Below are 17,149 nucleotides of genomic sequence, written 5' to 3'. Positions count from 1 at the left end.
GTCCCCGGGCAGCCGGCGTTACGGAAACGCCAGCATCGGCGGTTCCATACCGCCAAAGCTGATTTCGGGATGACGCTTGGCGATCATCTCTTCGATTTCTTCAACGCGCCGCACCGGCACGTCCACGATCAACAGTACCTGGCCCTGCGCGATGCGGTCGGCAAACTGGCGCAGCCGCGTGTTCGGCACGGCCGCCGCGTTCATGCCGGAGGCCCAGCCGCCGAACAGCGCCCCACCCAAAGTCACCAGCAGAATGGCCGCCGTGCGCAAGGTCATGCCGTCGACCGGGAACATGGTCAGGAACACGCCCGCGCCGAGACCGACTATCGCGCCGATCACCACCCCCAGCTGGGCGCCGTGCACCAGGTCGGTCTTTTGCACGAAGCTGACGTCCGGCATGTCGTCGGGCAGCGCATCCCTGGCCATGAAGCGCATGTGGCCGATTTCGATCCGGGCCAGCAGCAACTCGTCCAGCATGGAACGGGCGCTTTGGATGTTGGGCAGCATGAAATAAAGTCGGCGTCGCATGATGGTCTCCCTGCGGTGGTGATCTATTTGTTATAGCAAAGCTGCCGGGTAAAGCAATGTAGATTTACCATCATTGTCACTCAAGTGTTTGAATACTAAAGAAATTTTCCTATAGTCATGAGCGGAACGGAGGCATTTCCGGTACAATGCTGTCCGATATGAACTCCCCTGCCAACTTATTTGCGACCGTCCCCAAGCGGTCTGCCCGCGCTGCCGTGGCGCCTTTCCTGCCGATGTCCCGCGCCGAAATGGACGCGCTCGGCTGGGACGAGTGCGATGTCATCCTCGTCACCGGCGACGCCTACATCGACCATCCGAGCTTCGGCATGGCGCTGGTCGGCCGCCTGCTGGAGGCGCAAGGCTTCCGCGTCGGCATCATCAGCCAGCCGGACTGGCACTCGGCCGACGCCTTCCGCGCGCTCGGCAAGCCGCGCCTGTACTACGGCATCACGGCCGGCAACATGGACTCGATGGTCAACCGCTACACGGCCGACCGCAAGATCCGCTCCGACGACGCCTACACCGCCAACGGCGAGCCGAACAAGCGTCCCGACCGCGCCGTCACCGTCTACGCCCAGCGCGTGCGCGAAGCCTACCCCGGCACGCCGGTCGTCATCGGCTCGATCGAGGCCTCGCTGCGCCGCATCGCCCACTACGACTATTGGTCGGACAAGGTACGCCGCTCGGTGCTGACCGATTCCAAGGCCGACCTGCTGATCTTCGGCAACGCCGAGCGCGCGCTGGTCGACCTGACCCACCGCATGGCCGCCGGCGAGGACATCAAGTCCATCCGCGACCTGCGCGGCACCGCCTTCATGGTGCCGGCCGGCTGGTTGCCGGGCGAGGACTGGGGCGTGCACAACAGCACCCGGGTCGACGTGCCGGGCAAGATCGACACCCATCCGGACCCGTACATGATGGTGCAGGCCAATTCCTCGTCCTGCGCCACCAGCAACGGCGGCGCCGAGGCCGAGGTCAACGAAGGCATGGTCGAGCCCAAGCCGGTCGAGGTGGTCAAGACCATCCGCATCATGAGCCGCGAAGAACGCCAGGCCATGGCCAGGGAAAAGCACGACAAGACCGTGGTGCGCCTGCCCTCGTATGAAACCGTCAGCACCGATCCGGTGATGTACGCCCACGCCTCGCGCGTGTTCCACCTGGAATCGAATCCCGGCAACGCCCGCGCCATGGTGCAGGCGCACGGCGAGCGCGACGTCTGGCTCAATCCGCCGCCGCTGCCGCTGCGCATGGACGAGATGGACGGCGTCTACGACATGAACTACGCCCGCGCGCCGCACCCGTCGTACGGCAAGGCCCGCATCCCGGCCTGGGAAATGATACGTTTCTCGGTCAACATCATGCGCGGCTGCTTCGGCGGTTGCACCTTCTGCTCGATCACCGAGCACGAGGGCCGCATCATCCAGAGCCGTTCCGAGCCGTCGATCCTGCGCGAGATCGAGCACATCCGCGACAAGACCAAGGGCTTCACCGGCACCATTTCCGACCTCGGCGGCCCGACCGCCAATATGTACCGGCTGGCCTGCAAGGATCCGAAGATCGAGCAGTCGTGCCGCCGCCTGTCGTGCGTGTACCCGTCGATCTGCGTCAACCTGGGCACCGACCACAGCAAGCTGATCTCGCTGTACCGCAAGGCGCGCGCCATCCCCGGCGTGAAGAAGATCCTGATTTCGTCGGGCCTGCGCTACGACATCGCCGTGCGTTCGCCGGAGTATGTGAAGGAACTGGTGACCCACCACGTCGGCGGCCTGCTGAAGATCGCGCCCGAGCACACCGAAGAGAACACGCTGTCGAAGATGATGAAGCCGGGCATCGGCGCCTACGACGAGTTCAAGGAAATGTTCGACCGCTTCTCGCTGGAGGCGGGCAAGAAGCAGTACCTGATCCCGTACTTCATCGCCGCCCACCCGGGCACGACCGACCTCGACATGCTGAACCTGGCGCTGTGGCTGAAGAAGAACAACTTCAAGCTGGACCAGGTGCAGACCTTCATGCCGACGCCGATGGCGATGGCCACCACCATGTACCACACGCGCAAGAACCCCTTGCACAAGGTGACCGAGGATTCGGAAAACGTCGAAACCGCGCGCAGCGGCAAGATCCGCCGCACGCACAAGGCTTTCCTGCGCTATCAGGATCCGGAGAACTGGCCGATCCTGCGCGAGGCGCTGGTGGCCATGGGCCGCGGCGACCTGATCGGCAACGGCGACAAGCACCTGATCCCGAGCTGGACCGCCGGCGAAGGCGGCCTGTCCGACCCGAGCCGCCGCACGCCGTCCGGCCCGGCGCCGGCGGCCAAGGGCGCCAAGTCCGGCATCGTGGCCTCGGCCCAGCCGCAGCAACGCGGTCCGCGCGCCAATGCGCTGACCGGCTCGCTGACGGCGCGCCAGTCGCTCGACACCAAGCCGCGCGCGTCCATCCTCGACACCATCAAGGTCAAGAAGCCGGCCCGCGGCCCCGCGCCGCCACCGCGCGGACGCAAGTAGCATGAAAAAAAGCAGCGGTCTTCATCCTCGCTGCTTTTTTTTTTCGCTTTTTCCCCTAAAGAAATGTTGTTAAATACCCCCATCGACGCAATTGCATGGATAATTCAGTCCTGCTCCGGCGATGTGCGCAGTCCGCTTGTGGCTACACTGATTGCTCCGCAGACCTCATTCTGTGAACTGGAAGATCATGAAAAATTTTAAATTCTCGTCCCTGTTGCTGGCTCCCCTGTTCGCCGTGCTGGCGGCCTGCGGCGGCGGTGGCGGCGGTTCCTCGACGCCGTCGGTGCCGGTGTTGAAATCCATCACCGTCACGGCGGCCAACTCGACCATGCCGATCGGCACCAGCCAGACGCTGACGGCCACCGGCACCTATTCGGACAACAGCACCAAGGCGCTGAACACGGCCAGCGGCGTGGTCTGGACCTTCAAGGGCACGGGCGCGGTGGCGAGCATCTTCTCCAGCGGCGTGGTGACCGCCAAGGCGGTCGGCAGCGACACCTTCACCGCGACCCAGGACGGCATCTCCGGCAGCGTCACGCTGAGCGTGATCGCGCCGTGGACCAACGTCGTGGCCGGCGGCCTGCAGACCATCGCCCGCAAGGCCGACGGCAACCTGTACAGCTGGGGCTCGAACATCCGCGGCCAGCTGGGCGACAGCACCAGCCTGGACCGCAACACGCCGGTGCTGGTATCCGGCGGCAGCACGATCTGGAAGCAGGTGGCGGTGGGCGAGCAGTTCGTCGTGGCGCTGCGCACCGACGGCACCATCTGGTCGTGGGGCTTCAACCAGAACGGCCGCCTGGGCGACGGCACCACGGTCGACCACGCCACGCCGGCCAAGATCGGCAAGGACACCGACTGGGCCTTCGTCGCCGCCGGCAAGGGCCACGCGTTCGCGATCAAGACCAGCGGCGCGCTGTACGCCTGGGGCCGCAACTTCAACGGCCAGCTGGGCGACACCACCACCATCGACCGGCTGGTGCCGACCAAGATCGGCACCACGCTGTGGCAAACGGTAGCCGCCGGCGACACCCATTCGCTGGGCATCCAGAAGGACACGCAGAATCTGTACGGCTGGGGCGGCAACGGCAGCGGCCAGGTCGGCAACGGCGGCCTGGTGGATATCTCGGCGCCGGCCAAGCTCGGTTCATCGACCTGGTCGTCGGTGTCGGCCGGCAGCCTGCATTCGGTGGCGATCCGCGCCGACGGCTCCCTCTACGCCTGGGGCAACAACGCCAGCGGCCAGCTCGGTAACAACGGTTCGGCCAATGTGTCGGCGCCGGTGCAGATCGGCGTCGCCAACAACTGGGCGGTGGTCTCTGCCGGCACCGCGCACACCATGGCGGTGACCCGCGACGGCCAGCTGTGGGGCTGGGGCAGCAATGCCGAAAGCCAGCTCGGCAACGGCGGCCCGGACACCCCGACGCCGGTGCAGATCGGTACGGCGACCACCTGGATCTCGGTCAGCTCTGGCGCCGCGCACAGCTTCGGCCTGCGCTCGGACAACTCGCTGTGGGGCTGGGGCCGCAACGCCGAGGGCCAGCTGGGCAACGGCGGCAACGCCCAGCAGCCGGTCCCGGTCAGCATCCCCAACTAGCCCGGGACCCATACGGCGGACGGCAGGCGCAAGCCTGGCCGTCCGTTGCTTTTTGCGCGTGGCCGATGGCGGAGAGTCACGATTTCCGGGCTGAAACAGCTACACTATATCCAGTTCATTTCCCTCGGGACCCTCGGTGCGATTACGCGATGTTGCCTTCGCTTTGATCACTCCGGCCCCGCGCCGTGGCGGCGCGGTATGGCTGGCGCTGCTGCTGGGCGTGGCCGGCGCCGCCGGCGCGCAGGAAAAAGTCACCTTGCAGCTCAAGCACGCGCACCAGTTCCAGTTCGCCGGCTACTACGCCGCGCTGGAGCAGGGCTATTACCGCGAGGCGGGGCTGGACGTGCGCATCCTCGAAGGCAGCGACGGCAACCAGCCGGAGCGCGACGTCATCGCCGGCAAGGCCGAGTACGGCGTCGGCAGCAGCGGCCTGCTGCTGGCGCGGCTGGCCGGCAAGCCGGTGGTGGTGCTGGGCGTCATCTTCCAGCATTCGCCGTACGCGCTGGCGATGCGCCAGACCGCCGCCGACCCGGACATCCGCCGCCTGATCGGCAAGCGCGCGATGGTCGGCTCGCTGACCGACGAATTGAGCAGCGCCGACGAACTGCTGGCCTACCTGCTCAAGGAAGGCGTGCCGCCCACCAGCTACCAGCGCGTCGAGCCCAGTTTCAATCCGGACGACCTGGTCAGCGGCAAGGTCGATGCGATGGCGGTGTTCACCACCAACGAGCCGGACATCTTCGACCGCGTCGGCTTCCCCTACGATATCTACAGTCCGCGCGCGGTGGGCATCGATTTCTACGGCGACAACCTGTTCACCAGCGAGCACGAGATCGCCAACCATCCGGCGCGGGCGCGCGCCTTCCGCGCCGCCAGCATGCGCGGCTGGCAATGGGCGATGAGCCACCAGGAGGAGGCGGCCGACCTGATCCTCACCAAGTATTCGCGCCGCAACGACCGCCAGCACCTGCTGTACGAGGCGCGCCAGATGGTGCCGCTGGTGCAGCCGGTGCTGGTGGAAATCGGCTACATGAACCCGGAGCGCTGGCGCCACATCGCCGACGTGTACGCCGGGCTGGGCCTGCTGCCCCGGCAGGCCAATTTCGACGGCTTCATGTACAACCTCGACAACGGCCGCACCAGCCTGCTGTGGCTGTACCGCGTGCTGGGCGTGGCCGCGCTGCTGCTGGTGCTGGGCGCGGCGATCCACTTCAGCCTGCTGGCGCGCGAACGCAAGCGCGCGCTGGAGGCGATCCGCAAGGGCGAGCAGCGTTTCCGCACCATGTTCGAGGCGTCGCCGCTGGGCATCGCGCTGATCGATTCGATCACCTATGAATACCGCGACATCAACCCGCGCTACCAGGAAATCGTCGGCCGCTCGCAGCAGGAGCTGAGCGCGATGAAATGGCTGGAGGTGGGCCACCCGGAGGACGTGGGCCAGGTCAAGGCGCAGATGGCGCTGCTGACGGCGCAGCAGATCGACAACTTCAAGGTCACCAGCCGGCTGTTCCGTCCGGACGGCGGCATGACCTGGATCGAAGTGTCGATCACCGCCATCGAGACCGAGCAGGGCAGCCATCCGCACCACCTGTGCATGATCGAGGACGTGACGGCCAAGAAGCAGAGCGAGACGCTGATCTGGCAACAGGCCAATTTCGACACCTTGACGCAGCTGCCGAACCGCCGCATGTTCCACGACCGGCTGGCGCACGACATGCTCAAGAGCCAGCGCGACAAGTCGCGCATCGCCATCCTGTTCATCGACCTCGACCACTTCAAGGAAGTCAACGACACGCTGGGCCACCACCAGGGCGACATCCTGCTGGTCGACGCGGCGCGCCGCATCGGCGCCTGCGTGCGCAAGTCGGACACGGTGGCGCGGCTGGGCGGCGACGAGTTCACGGTGATCCTGTCGGAGCTGGGCCACGATGGCGGCGAGCGGGTCGAGACCATCGCGCAGAACATCATCGACAGCCTGCTGCAGCCGTTCGAGCTGGGCCAGGAGCAGGCCTTCGTCTCGGCCAGCATCGGCATCACGCTGTACCCGGACGACGCGCTCGACATCGACGACCTGCTCAAGCACGCCGACCAGGCCATGTACGCGGCCAAGGGCGCCGGCCGCAACCGCTTCAGCTATTTCACGCCGACCTTGCAGGTGGCCGCGCTGAACCGCATGCGCCTGACCAACGACCTGCGCGGCGCGCTCAAGGGCAAGCAGTTCGAACTGTATTTCCAGCCCATCGTGCACCTGAGGACCGGCCGCATCCACAAGGCCGAGGCGCTGATACGCTGGAACCACCCGCAGCGCGGCGTCGTCAGTCCGCTGGAATTCATTCCCTTGGCCGAGGCCAGCGGCCTGATCATCGACATCGGCGAATGGGTGTTCCGCGAATCGGTGCTGTGGGTCAAGCGCTGGCGGCAGGAGCACCATCCGGCGTTCCAGGTCAGCGTCAACCAGTCGCCGCTGGAGTTCCAGCGCGAGGACGGTTCCTACGACGCCTGGCTGCAGCACCTGCGCACGCTGGACCTGCCGGGACAGTCGGTGGTGGTGGAGATCACCGAAGGCTTGCTGCTGGACGCCAACACGGCGGTCAGCAACAAGCTGCTGCAGCTGCGCGACGCCGGCATCCAGGTGGCGCTGGACGATTTCGGCACCGGCTACTCGTCGCTGTCCTACCTGAAGAAGTTCGACATCGACTACCTGAAGATCGACCGCAGCTTCACCCGCAACCTGGCGCCCGATTCCAGCGACATGGCCCTGTCGGACGCGATCATCGTCATGGCCCACAAGCTGGGCCTGCGGGTGATCGCCGAAGGGGTGGAAACGCCGGAACAGCGCGACCTGCTGGCCGCCGCCGGCTGCGACTACGGCCAGGGCTACCTGTTCGCCCGCCCCATGCCCGCCGAGCAATTCGACGCGCTGCTGAGGGCCCAGCCGCCGCTCAACTGAGCAGCATCCCTCTTTTTTCGCCCGGAACGGAGATAATAGCTATCTCTTTGCGCTATCAATAGTTAAAACGTATTGAAACTATTGGAACAATCAATTTCGCAAATGAGTCAAAACGCCTTACACTGGCGTCTCAATGATTCACAACCCAACGAGGAAACCACAATGTCTCTGATCAATACCCAAATCAAACCATTCAAGGCAACCGCATACGCAAACGGCAAGTTCATCGACGTGAGCGACGAGTCCCTGAAGGGCAAGTGGTCCGTCTTGATGTTCTACCCAGCCGACTTCACCTTCGTGTGCCCGACCGAACTGGAAGACCTGGCCGATCACCAGCCTGAATTCGCCAAGCTGGGCGTGGACGTGTACGGCGTATCGACCGACACCCACTTCGCCCACAAAGCATGGCACGACACCTCGGACGCGATCAAGAAAGTGAACTATCCGCTGATCGGCGACCCGACCGGCACCCTGTCGCGCAACTTCGAAGTGATGATCGAAGAAGAAGGCCTGGCCTACCGTGGCACCTTCGTCATCAATCCAGAAGGCAAGATCAAAGTGCTGGAAGTGCATGACAACGGCATCGGCCGCGACGCTTCCGAACTGCTGCGCAAGGTCAAGGCAGCGCTGTACGTGGCATCGCACCCAGGCGAAGTTTGCCCAGCTAAATGGACCGAGGGCGCAGCTACCCTGACCCCATCGCTGGACCTGGTCGGCAAGATCTAAGTCTTTGAACAAGACTGCAGCACACAAGTAGTTACCGCGATGCCGGTCCGGGCGTCCGGCCCGGCATACGCCTAAATATTTGTAGAAAAGGAAAAAATCATGTTAGACGCAACTCTCAAAACCCAGTTGAAGGCTTACCTGGAAAAAGTGGTACAGCCGATTGAGATTGTCGCCTCTCTCGATGACAGCGCCAAAGCCCGCGAGATGGAAGAACTGCTCCAGGAAATCGTCCTGTTGAGCGACAAGATCACGCTGGTCAAGCGCGCCGACGACGCCGAACGCAAACCGTCGTTCAGCATCAACCGCCCAGGCACCGACATCGGCGTGCGTTTCGCCGGCGTGCCGATGGGCCATGAATTCACTTCGCTGGTGCTGGCGCTGCTGCAGGTCGGCGGCCACACCATCAAATTCGACGACGCCGTGATCGAGCAGATCCGCAACCTGGAAGGCGATTACAGCTTCGAAACCTTCATCTCGCTGACCTGCCACAACTGCCCGGAAGTTGTGCAGGCGCTCAACGCGATGTCGGTGATTAACCCGCGCATCAAGGTCACCACCATCGACGGCGGCGTGTTCCCGAAAGAAGTCGAGGAGCGCCAGATCATGGCCGTGCCGATGATGTTCCTGAACGGCGAGCACTTCGGCCAGGGCCGCACCAACGTCGAGGAAATCCTCGCCAAGCTCGACACCAACGCCGGCGTGCGCCAGGCGGCCGAGCTGAGCAAGAAAGACGTGTTCGACGTGCTGATCGTCGGCGGCGGCCCCGCCGGCGCGGCCGCGGCCATCTACGCCGCCCGCAAGGGCATCAAGACCGGCGTGCTGGCCGAGCGTTTCGGCGGCCAGGTGCTGGATACCCTGGCGATCGAGAACTTCATCTCGGTCAAGGAAACCGACGGCCCGAAATTCGCGATCGCGCTGGAGCAGCACGTCAAGGAATACGACGTCGACATCATGAACACGCAGCGCGCCAGCAAGCTGGTGCCGGTCGGTAAGCTGGTCGAGGTACAGACCGCTTCCGGCGCCGTGCTCAAGGCCAAGTCGGTGATTGTGGCCACCGGCGCCCGCTGGCGCGAAATCAACGTGCCGGGCGAGAAGGAATACCGCAACCACGGTGTGGCCTACTGCCCGCACTGCGACGGCCCGCTGTTCAAGGGCAAGCGCGTGTCGGTGATTGGCGGCGGCAATTCCGGCGTCGAGGCGGCGATCGACCTGGCCGGCCTGGTCAAGCATGTGACGCTGATCGAGTTCGGCGCGGAACTGCGCGCCGACGCGGTGCTGCAACGCAAGCTGCACAGCCTGAAGAATGTCACCGTGATCACCTCGGCGCAAACCACCGAGATCCACGGCGACGGCAAGATCGTCAACGGCCTGAGCTACACCGACCGCAACAGCGGCGTGTCGCACAAGGTCGAGCTGGAAGGCGTGTTCGTGCAGATCGGCCTGGTGCCCAATACCGAATGGCTGAAAGGCACGGTGGCCCTGTCGCGCCACGGCGAGATCGAAGTCGACGCGCGCGGCCAGACCTCGGTGCCGGGCGTGTTTGCCGCCGGCGACGTCACCACGGTGCCGTTCAAGCAGATCATCATCGCCACCGGCGACGGTGCCAAGGCGGCGCTGTCGGCCTTCGATCACCTGATCCGCTCGGACGACGAGGAAGTGGTGGCCGAGTCGGCCCAGCAGCAGGCGATGACGGCGTAAGCGCCGGCAGTGCGAAAAGGGCCGCTCTCAGCGGCCCTTTTTTATATGACGAGGTCGGCGCTGGCCTGCTTGGCGCGCAGGGCCATGGCGTTGCGGTGGCGCGCGCGCAGGCGCGCGTCGGTGATCAGCTTGCCGATGGTTTCGCCGATCACCATCACCACGCCCAGCAGCGGCAGCACCAGCATCAGCCCGGCCACGCCGGCCACCGAGCCGCCGATGAAGATCATCAGCACGGTGATCAGCGGATGGATGTGCAGGCTGCGGCCCAGGGTCAGCGGCATGAACACGAAATCGTCCAGCAGCCGCACCAGGATGAACACGCAAATGGCCAGGTAGGCCACCGACGGATCGGACGGCGCGTCGGTCGAGGCCACCATCACCACCAGCACGCAGCCGACGATGGAGCCGACGTACGGCACCCACGCCAGCATCGCCGCGATCAGCCCCAGCACCAGCGGCGACGACACGCCGATCGCCCACAGGCCCAGCGCCAGCACGGCGGTGTCGAGGATGGTCAGCTTGATCAGGCCCTGGAAATAGCGGTGCGCGGTCTGGTCGACCTCGTGCAGCAGGCACAGCGTTCTTTCAAAGAAGGCGTTCGGCACCGCGCGCGCGAGGAACTTCTTGAAGCGCAGGCCGTCGCGCAGGAAGAAGAAGGTCAGGAACGGCGCCAGCAGCAGCGACGGCAGCCAGGCCGCCACCGACACCAGGATATCGGTCAGGTGCTTCTGCACGAAGCTGCCGGTGAACGCGCTGACGCGGCTGTTGACCGTCCGGGCCAGCTTGATCTCCTTGAGGATGGGGAATTGCCGCTCGAGCGCCAGCATCGTGTGGCGCACGAACTCGAGGCCGCCGGTCATGTATTTGCCCAGCATTTCCTGCCACGGGTCGGAGGACGGGCCGAAGTCCCAGAACACCGCCACCAGGATCGCGCTCACCAGCAGCAGCACGAACACGCCGCCGACGATCAGCGTGGCGGCATTGTGGCTGACGCCCATGCGGATCAGGCGCTGCATCGGCGGCTGCAGGATGTAGTACAGCACGATGCCCAGCAGGAAGGGAATCGCCAGGAACAGCATCTGCTGCAGCAGGAACAGCAGCATGCAGGTGGCGGCGATGATGCCGCTCCACACCACCGGGCCGGCGCGCTGCTGGGTGGGCAGCAGGTTCATAAGGCCTCGACTTGCGGCTTGCCGGTCATCCAGTCGCGCAGCCGGCTGCCGATGTGGCGCGCCAGGGCCAGCGCGATCTTGTAGCCGATGACGGCGTCGGTCTCCATCAGGCCCATGAAGTCGGCGCGGAAGAAGACCGCCAGCTCGCAGTTGTCCAGCGCGCGGGTCTGGGCGTTGCGCGGCGAGTTGTCCAGCAATGCCAGGTCGCCGAAGAAGGCGCCGGGCGACAGTTCGGTCACCACTTCGCGCGTGGCGCCGAACTGGCGGCTGATGATCACCCGGCCGGACATCACCAGGTACAGCGCCTGCCCTTCCTCGCCCTCGTCGAAGATGATTTCGTCGGCCAGGTAGCGGCGTTCGTGCATCAGGCCGTCGACGATCTTCAGTTCAAGCGGCGTCAGCGTGGCGAACAGCGCCGATTCCTTCAGGCGCAGCAAACGCGGCGACAACTCGGGCGATTTGAGGAAACCAAAGATCAAGGGAACTCCGTGCAGGGAACGTGGGCCGGGCCGGCTCAGCTTTTATCGTTCCCATGATAACTTAAAGTTGCACGGTAGCGGCCAGCGGCAACGCCGGGTCCAGGTGGCTGGTCAGCAGGATGCACTGGCGGGCCAGGCGCCCGGGCGCCGCCAGTTGCTCGCGCAGGTAGGCCATGGCGTCGGCGTCGAGGCCGTTGAAGGGCTCGTCGATCAGCAGCAGCCGCACCGGCAAGGCCAGCGCCAGCGACAGCTGCATCTTCTTGTGCTGGCCCAGCGACAGCGTGGTGACCGGCTGGTCCAGCGCGTGCAGCAGGTGGAAGGCGCGCAGTTCGGCGTTCAGCGGCGCCGGGTCGGTGTTGGGATAGAGCGACAGATGCAGGTCCAGCATCTCGCGCAAGGTCAGCCACGGCAGCTGCGGCGTGTCGCCGCCGCAGTAGTAGCACTGCAGGCGGTAGGCCAGCGGCTGGGCGCGGATCTCCAGCTGGTCCAGCGTGATGGTGCCGGCATGCGGCGTCAGCGCGCCGCCGGCCAGTTTCAGCAGCGTGGTCTTGCCGGCGCCGTTTTCGCCGCGCAGCCAGGTGATGCCGGCGCCCAGGCGCAGGTCGAACTGGCGGAACAGCGGATGGCTGGTGTATTCGAAGCTCAGTTTTTCCATGCTGAGCACGGGTTTCAATTCCATAGTTCGCTTCCGATGGCGGTGAGGATGACGATGGCGCCGATGACCAGGCCGACGCGGCCGCGAACGCTCAGGCGCCGCAGCGAGACCACGGCGATCTGCGCGATGGCGGCAAAGCACAGCCAGACGGTGGCGACGGTGGTGCTGTAGCCGGCGCTGGTTGCGCGGCCGGCGTGGCCCAGCGTCAGCAGCGCGAACCAGGCCAGCACGCACAGGCCGGGCAGCAGCGCGAACAGCATGGCGCGGCGGAACAGCCGTTCCGCATTGATCGGCCAGGCGCCGGCGACCGGGCGCAGCAGCAGGATTTGTTCGGCCACCGCCTTGTCGCCGCGGTCGGTCAGCAGCATCAGCGTCAGCGCCGCGCACAGGCCCCACAGCGCCGGCGGCACGACGGGCGGATGCCATAGCCAGACGCCGATGCTGAGCAGGGAGGCCAGCAGCAGCACGGTCTGCTGCATGCCGATCACATTCTCCGCGCGCCAGAACGGCAGCCAGAATAGCTGGCGCCAGTAATAAAAAGCCGTGGTGCCGCGCCGGCGCGGCAGGTAGGCAGTCGGCACGGGCCGCGCCGGGCCGGGCTTGCGCGCGGCCGGCAGGCGGGCGCGCCAGGCCAAGGTCAGCGTCGAGATGATCCAGGCCAGCAGCAGCGAGGCGATGGTCAGCAGCAGCGCCCGCGGCGCCACCGGCCGCAGCCAGTCCGGCCACTGGTACAGCCAGATCGCGGTGGACACGGCATAGGCCAGCGACAAGGGGCCGACCAGCATGCCGGCCACCGCCGCGTTGGCGCCCCACTGCGCGCGCGGCGGAATCGGCAGCGGCCGGCTCCACAGCAGCACGTCGGCCGGCAGCAGGCGCTTGCGCAGCAGCCACACCGGCGCGCTGGCCAGCAGCGTCTGCCCGGCGAACAGGCCCAGCGCCTGCGGCCATGGCTGCGTCGCCGCGAACAATCCCGGCAGCGCGACACAGGCGATCAAGCCGATCATCACCGGCGCGAAACCGAGCAGGATGTACTCAAGCGAACTTTGCAGGCTGGCCGCGAACCGCACCAGCGCATGATGCGCCATGCGGGTGCGGAAACGCAGATAGGGAGGGAAAGCAATCATGTGGGAAGGATAACACTCACAAGATTAGCCAGGACTTAATTGGGTGTAAATGGGTGTATTATCGGTTACATGCTGCGCACAGATACTCTGCACATTACGCCGGAGATCCTGAATCTGATTGCCCGGATCGACGAATTCAAGGGCGCCTGGCGCGCTTTGGGCAGGCTTGCGCCAGACCGTCTATCCGCGCTGCGCCGTGTCGCCACCATCGAGAGCATAGGCTCATCCACCCGCATCGAAGGCAGCCGGCTATCTGACCGCGAGGTGGCGCAATTGCTGTCCAACCTCGACATCAAGTCCTTTGCCACGCGCGACGAGCAGGAGGTGGCGGGCTATGCCGAGCTTATGGATGTGGTGTTCCACTCCTGGCAAGACATGCTGGTCAACGAGAATCACATCAAGCAGTTGCACCTGATGCTGTTGCGTTATAGCGAAAAGGATGAGCGGCATCGGGGTGAGTACAAGACCAGCGCCAACAGCGTGGCTGCTTTCGATGCGGACGGTAGGCAGTTGGGCATTGTGTTCGAGACGGCCACACCGTTCGACACGCCGCGCCTGATGCGGGAACTGGTGGAATGGACCGCGCAAGAGTTGCGTCGTACGAAACTTCATCCTCTGCTGGTGATCGCTATCTTCGCCGTGGTCTTCCTGGAGATCCATCCATTTCAAGATGGTAACGGGAGGCTCAGCCGCATAATGACTAGTTTGCTGCTGCTGCGCTCCGGCTATGCCTATGTTCCCTACAGTTCGCTGGAAAGCGTCATCGAAGCAAATAAGGAAGCCTATTACGTGGCCCTGAGGCAGACCCAAGCCACGATCCGCAGTAATGCGCCAGATTGGCAGCCATGGCTGTTGTTCTTCCTGCGCTCTCTTGCCGAACAAGTACGCCGGCTGGAGAAGAAGATAGAGCGGGAACATATGGTGCTGGCGGCATTACCCGGCTTGTCGTTGCAGATAGTGGAGTTCGTCCGCGAGCATGGACGGGTGACGATGGCCGATGCGGTCCGCCTCACTGCGGGTAATCGCAACACCTTGAAGCCGCATTTTCGAAACCTGGTCGAGCGCGGCCAATTGGTCCAGCGCGGCAGCGGACGCGGTACCTGGTATGAATTGAAATAACGGGAGCGGAAATGATTAAGGGCCCGACGAATCGGGCCCTTAAAGGAATTTGGCGGAGCGGACGGGACTCGAACCCGCGACCCCCGGCGTGACAGGCCGGTATTCTAACCAACTGAACTACCGCTCCAAATTCGTTTGTCTGTTTTCCTTGGTGGGTGCTGAGAGGGTCGAACTCCCGACCTACGCCTTGTAAGGGCGCCGCTCTACCAACTGAGCTAAGCACCCAGAAAACATATCAGCGTTTCATCACTACTGTGTTGCAACTGCTGAACGAGGCCGTATTCTACAAGCTGGTTTATCGATTCCGCAAGGGTTTTTGTAAATAATTTGAAAAATGGCTGCGCAAGCCGGCCCGGCGGTGTCACCATGGGCGCCGCGACGAACCACAACAAGGAAACCCACGCCATGCACCGCAGCGACCACCTCGATGCCCTGTACCGCCGCGTCAGCTGGCGGCTGATGCCCTTCCTGTTCCTGTGCTACGTGGCCGCCTACCTGGACCGCGTCAACGTCGGCTTCGCCAAGCTGCAGATGCTGGCCGACCTGCGCTTCAGCGACACCGTCTACGGCCTCGGCGCCGGCATCTTCTTCATCGGCTACTTCCTGTTCGAGGTGCCCTCCAACCTGCTGATGACGCGCACCGGCGCGCGCATCTGGATCGCCCGCATCATGATCAGCTGGGGCCTGATCTCGTCGGCGCTGATGTTCGCCAACAGCGTGGCCACGTTCTACCTGCTGCGCTTCCTGCTCGGCGCCGCCGAAGCGGGCTTCTTCCCCGGCATCATCCTGTACCTGACCTACTGGTATCCGGCGCATCGCCGCGCGCGCATGGTGGCGCTGTTCATGAGCGGCGTGGCGGTGGCCGGCGTGGTCGGCGGGCCGCTGTCGGGCTGGATCATGACGGCGTTCGCCGGCCGCTACGGACTGAGCGGCTGGCAATGGCTGTTCCTGCTGGAGGGCTTGCCGTCGGTGCTGATCGGCATCTGGACCCTGTTCTACCTGGACGACGGCATCCGTTCCGCCAGCTGGCTGGGCGAGGACGACAAGCGGCTGCTGGAGCGCGCCATCGCCGACGACGGCAAGGCGCAGCGGCACATGCCGCTGGCGCGGGTGTTAGCCAACGGCACGGTATGGCTGCTGGCGCTGGTGTACTTCCTGTTCGTCATGGGCTTGTACGGCGTCAGCTTCTGGCTGCCGCAGCTGGTCAAGAACAGCGGCGTCAAGGACGTGTTCGATATCGGCCTGCTGACGGCGGTCCCCTACGGCATCGCGGCCGTGGTCATGGTGCTGGCCGCGCGCCACTCGGACCGCAGCGGCGAACGGCGCTGGCATGCGGCCGCCGCCGCGCTGGCCGGCGCGCTGGGCCTGGTCGGCGCCACCTTGTATGCCGACAACACCGTCGTCGCGATGGCCGCGCTCAGCGTCGCCACGGCCGGCATCCTGACCACCTTCCCGATCTTCTGGAGCCTGCCGACCGCCATGCTGGGCGGCGCGGCGGCGGCGGCCGGCATCGCGCTGATCAATTCGGTCGGCAACCTGGCCGGCTTCGCCAGCCCCTACCTGGTCGGCGCCATCAAGGACGCGACCGGCAGCACGGCCAGCGGCATCTACCTGCTGGCGGCCAGCCTGGTGGCCGGCGCCGTGCTGGTGCTGGCGGCCGCGCGCCGGCCGCTCTAACGAGGCATCAGATCGAGGATGCCGCCGACGCCGCCGCTGAAGATCTCGCGGGCGACCTCGTCGCCGAGATAGCGCGCATACAGGCTTTGCACGGTGCCGTCGACTACCATCGCGCGGATGGCGTCGATGTAGCGCTGTCGCGTCGGCGCGCCGACCAGCGTGGTGGACACGTACAGCCCGATCACCGAGCGCGGCGATTCCTCCAGCGTGGCCGCAGTCATCGCGCCGACCAGGTGAAACTGGCGCTGGTGCAGCAGGTGGATGGTGCGCGGCGCCAGGATGCCGTCGGCACGGCCGGCCTGGATCTTGCGGAACGCCACGGCGTAATCGTTGACGTATTCCAGCCGCCCCAGCTTGGCCAGGCGGTCCATCTGCGCGAGCAGCCTGGGCGGATAGGAGATGCCGCGGCTGACGTTCAGGCGCGCGCTGCTGTTGTCGACGAAGTCGGCCAGGCTGTGGAACGGGCCGCCGCTCTGATTGGTCAGCAGCAGCTCGAACTGGGAATAGGCGTAGGGTATCCAGACGCCGTGGCGGTCGCGCTCGGCAGTATGCAGGGCGGCGCCGGTCACCTGCAGCTGGTCGCTGAGAAATTGCGCGAACAGCCGGCTGTGCGGGTACCAGACGACGTGGAAGGGGCAGCCGGTGCGGCGCTCGATCTCGCCGACCAGATCGACGGCGATGCCGCCGTAGCCCTCGCCATTGCGGAACGAGGTATAGCCGAGGTCGCTGATGCCGATGCGCGCCTCGGGACAAGCCGCCGGCGTGGCGGCGGCCAGGGGCGCGAACAAGAACAGCAGCGGGAGTCCGAAGTGTCTGTACATGGCGGTGACGGGCGCTTATTTACTTCAGTGTAACATCGGCCGCGGACGGCGTGCCCACTTGCGGTGCGATATGTTTCCGTGGATACTGTATGCATTCAC

Annotated in this window: 13 protein-coding genes and 2 tRNA genes; 7 read left to right on the top strand and 8 right to left on the bottom strand. The window is 65.1% G+C overall.

Going from position 1 to position 17,149, the window contains the following annotated elements; all coding sequences use genetic code 11:
• Positions 1 to 18: 18 nt before the first annotated feature.
• Positions 19 to 528 carry a DUF1269 domain-containing protein gene (locus tag ABWW33_RS11205; protein WP_353401570.1) on the bottom strand — a complete coding sequence of 170 codons (510 nt, stop codon included), beginning with the start codon at positions 526 to 528 and terminating at the stop codon, positions 19 to 21.
• Between the two features lie 158 nt (positions 529 to 686).
• Here ABWW33_RS11205 and ABWW33_RS11200 point away from each other — a divergent pair, with 158 nt between their 5' ends.
• The 5 genes from ABWW33_RS11200 to ahpF all read left to right on the top strand — a co-directional run bounded on the left by ABWW33_RS11200 (position 687) and on the right by ahpF (position 10,003).
• Positions 687 to 3,032, top strand: a complete 2,346-nt coding sequence (locus ABWW33_RS11200) for a YgiQ family radical SAM protein (protein ID WP_176653405.1) — start codon at positions 687 to 689, stop codon at positions 3,030 to 3,032.
• A 187-nt stretch (positions 3,033 to 3,219) separates the two neighbouring features.
• Positions 3,220 to 4,629 carry an RCC1 domain-containing protein gene (locus ABWW33_RS11195; protein WP_176653406.1) on the top strand — a complete coding sequence of 470 codons (1,410 nt, stop codon included), beginning with the start codon at positions 3,220 to 3,222 and terminating at the stop codon, positions 4,627 to 4,629.
• A 136-nt stretch (positions 4,630 to 4,765) separates the two neighbouring features.
• Complete coding sequence (locus ABWW33_RS11190; RefSeq protein ID WP_444550992.1) at positions 4,766 to 7,579, top strand: EAL domain-containing protein; 2,814 nt, start codon at positions 4,766 to 4,768, stop codon at positions 7,577 to 7,579.
• 162 nt (positions 7,580 to 7,741) lie between these two features.
• Positions 7,742 to 8,305: an alkyl hydroperoxide reductase subunit C gene (ahpC, locus tag ABWW33_RS11185; RefSeq protein ID WP_176653407.1), complete on the top strand. Its 564-nt coding sequence runs from the start codon at positions 7,742 to 7,744 to the stop codon at positions 8,303 to 8,305.
• A 99-nt stretch (positions 8,306 to 8,404) separates the two neighbouring features.
• Positions 8,405 to 10,003 (top strand): alkyl hydroperoxide reductase subunit F, encoded by a 1,599-nt coding sequence (gene ahpF / locus ABWW33_RS11180; protein ID WP_353401567.1) that lies wholly within the window; start codon positions 8,405 to 8,407, stop codon positions 10,001 to 10,003.
• Positions 10,004 to 10,044: 41 nt separating this feature from the next.
• Here the strand turns inward: ahpF and ABWW33_RS11175 are convergent, their stop codons facing one another.
• The 4 genes from ABWW33_RS11175 to ABWW33_RS11160 all read right to left on the bottom strand — a co-directional run bounded on the left by ABWW33_RS11175 (position 10,045) and on the right by ABWW33_RS11160 (position 13,433).
• Entirely contained in the window at positions 10,045 to 11,175 is a 1,131-nt protein-coding gene (locus tag ABWW33_RS11175) for an AI-2E family transporter (protein WP_353401565.1), read from the bottom strand.
• Positions 11,172 to 11,654 (bottom strand): cyclic nucleotide-binding domain-containing protein, encoded by a 483-nt coding sequence (locus ABWW33_RS11170; RefSeq protein ID WP_176653410.1) that lies wholly within the window; start codon positions 11,652 to 11,654, stop codon positions 11,172 to 11,174. Before ABWW33_RS11170 ends, ABWW33_RS11175 begins: the two co-directional genes overlap by 4 nt.
• A 61-nt stretch (positions 11,655 to 11,715) precedes the next feature.
• Positions 11,716 to 12,333 carry an ABC transporter ATP-binding protein gene (locus ABWW33_RS11165; RefSeq protein WP_176653411.1) on the bottom strand — a complete coding sequence of 206 codons (618 nt, stop codon included), beginning with the start codon at positions 12,331 to 12,333 and terminating at the stop codon, positions 11,716 to 11,718.
• A complete protein-coding gene (locus ABWW33_RS11160) occupies positions 12,324 to 13,433 on the bottom strand; it encodes a hypothetical protein (protein ID WP_353401563.1) in 1,110 nt (369 codons plus the stop codon). The genes ABWW33_RS11165 and ABWW33_RS11160 overlap by 10 nt, the downstream gene beginning before the upstream one ends.
• 69 nt (positions 13,434 to 13,502) lie before the next feature.
• Here ABWW33_RS11160 and ABWW33_RS11155 point away from each other — a divergent pair, with 69 nt between their 5' ends.
• Positions 13,503 to 14,552, top strand: coding sequence for a Fic family protein (locus tag ABWW33_RS11155; protein ID WP_353401561.1), 1,050 nt, complete (start codon positions 13,503 to 13,505; stop codon positions 14,550 to 14,552).
• A gap of 50 nt (positions 14,553 to 14,602) precedes the next feature.
• Here ABWW33_RS11155 and ABWW33_RS11150 read toward each other — a convergent pair.
• Together ABWW33_RS11150 and ABWW33_RS11145 are read right to left on the bottom strand one after the other, a co-directional pair.
• Positions 14,603 to 14,679: transfer RNA gene (locus ABWW33_RS11150), tRNA-Asp, on the bottom strand.
• 22 nt (positions 14,680 to 14,701) lie between these two features.
• Positions 14,702 to 14,777, bottom strand: a tRNA-Val gene (locus ABWW33_RS11145).
• A gap of 141 nt (positions 14,778 to 14,918) precedes the next feature.
• Between ABWW33_RS11145 and ABWW33_RS11140 the strand changes: the two genes are divergently transcribed.
• Complete coding sequence (locus ABWW33_RS11140; protein WP_353401559.1) at positions 14,919 to 16,229, top strand: MFS transporter; 1,311 nt, start codon at positions 14,919 to 14,921, stop codon at positions 16,227 to 16,229.
• On the opposite strand, the gene ABWW33_RS11135 is transcribed toward ABWW33_RS11140, so the two are convergent.
• Complete coding sequence (locus tag ABWW33_RS11135; protein ID WP_353401557.1) at positions 16,226 to 17,050, bottom strand: substrate-binding periplasmic protein; 825 nt, start codon at positions 17,048 to 17,050, stop codon at positions 16,226 to 16,228. The two genes, ABWW33_RS11140 and ABWW33_RS11135, sit on opposite strands and share 4 nt — an antisense overlap.
• Positions 17,051 to 17,149 lie beyond the last annotated feature (99 nt).

This window comes from Duganella hordei (genome assembly GCF_040369125.1).
Classification (GTDB): domain Bacteria; phylum Pseudomonadota; class Gammaproteobacteria; order Burkholderiales; family Burkholderiaceae_D; genus Rugamonas; species Rugamonas hordei.
Note: the sequence above shows the minus strand (reverse complement) of the source record. Positions and strands in the feature narration are given on the sequence as shown.

What these genes read in the sequence shown, in the direction of transcription:
- ABWW33_RS11205 (WP_353401570.1), bottom strand. Translation starts at nt 528, where the DNA reads ATGCGACGCCGACTTTATTTCATGCTGCCCAACATCCAAAGCGCCCGT.
- ABWW33_RS11200 (WP_176653405.1), top strand. Translation starts at nt 687, where the DNA reads ATGAACTCCCCTGCCAACTTATTTGCGACCGTCCCCAAGCGGTCTGCC.
- ABWW33_RS11195 (WP_176653406.1), top strand. Translation starts at nt 3,220, where the DNA reads ATGAAAAATTTTAAATTCTCGTCCCTGTTGCTGGCTCCCCTGTTCGCC.
- ahpC (WP_176653407.1), top strand. Translation starts at nt 7,742, where the DNA reads ATGTCTCTGATCAATACCCAAATCAAACCATTCAAGGCAACCGCATAC.
- ahpF (WP_353401567.1), top strand. Translation starts at nt 8,405, where the DNA reads ATGTTAGACGCAACTCTCAAAACCCAGTTGAAGGCTTACCTGGAAAAA.
- ABWW33_RS11175 (WP_353401565.1), bottom strand. Translation starts at nt 11,175, where the DNA reads ATGAACCTGCTGCCCACCCAGCAGCGCGCCGGCCCGGTGGTGTGGAGC.
- ABWW33_RS11165 (WP_176653411.1), bottom strand. Translation starts at nt 12,333, where the DNA reads ATGGAATTGAAACCCGTGCTCAGCATGGAAAAACTGAGCTTCGAATAC.
- ABWW33_RS11160 (WP_353401563.1), bottom strand. Translation starts at nt 13,433, where the DNA reads ATGATTGCTTTCCCTCCCTATCTGCGTTTCCGCACCCGCATGGCGCAT.
- ABWW33_RS11155 (WP_353401561.1), top strand. Translation starts at nt 13,503, where the DNA reads ATGCTGCGCACAGATACTCTGCACATTACGCCGGAGATCCTGAATCTG.
- ABWW33_RS11140 (WP_353401559.1), top strand. Translation starts at nt 14,919, where the DNA reads ATGGGCGCCGCGACGAACCACAACAAGGAAACCCACGCCATGCACCGC.
- ABWW33_RS11135 (WP_353401557.1), bottom strand. Translation starts at nt 17,050, where the DNA reads ATGTACAGACACTTCGGACTCCCGCTGCTGTTCTTGTTCGCGCCCCTG.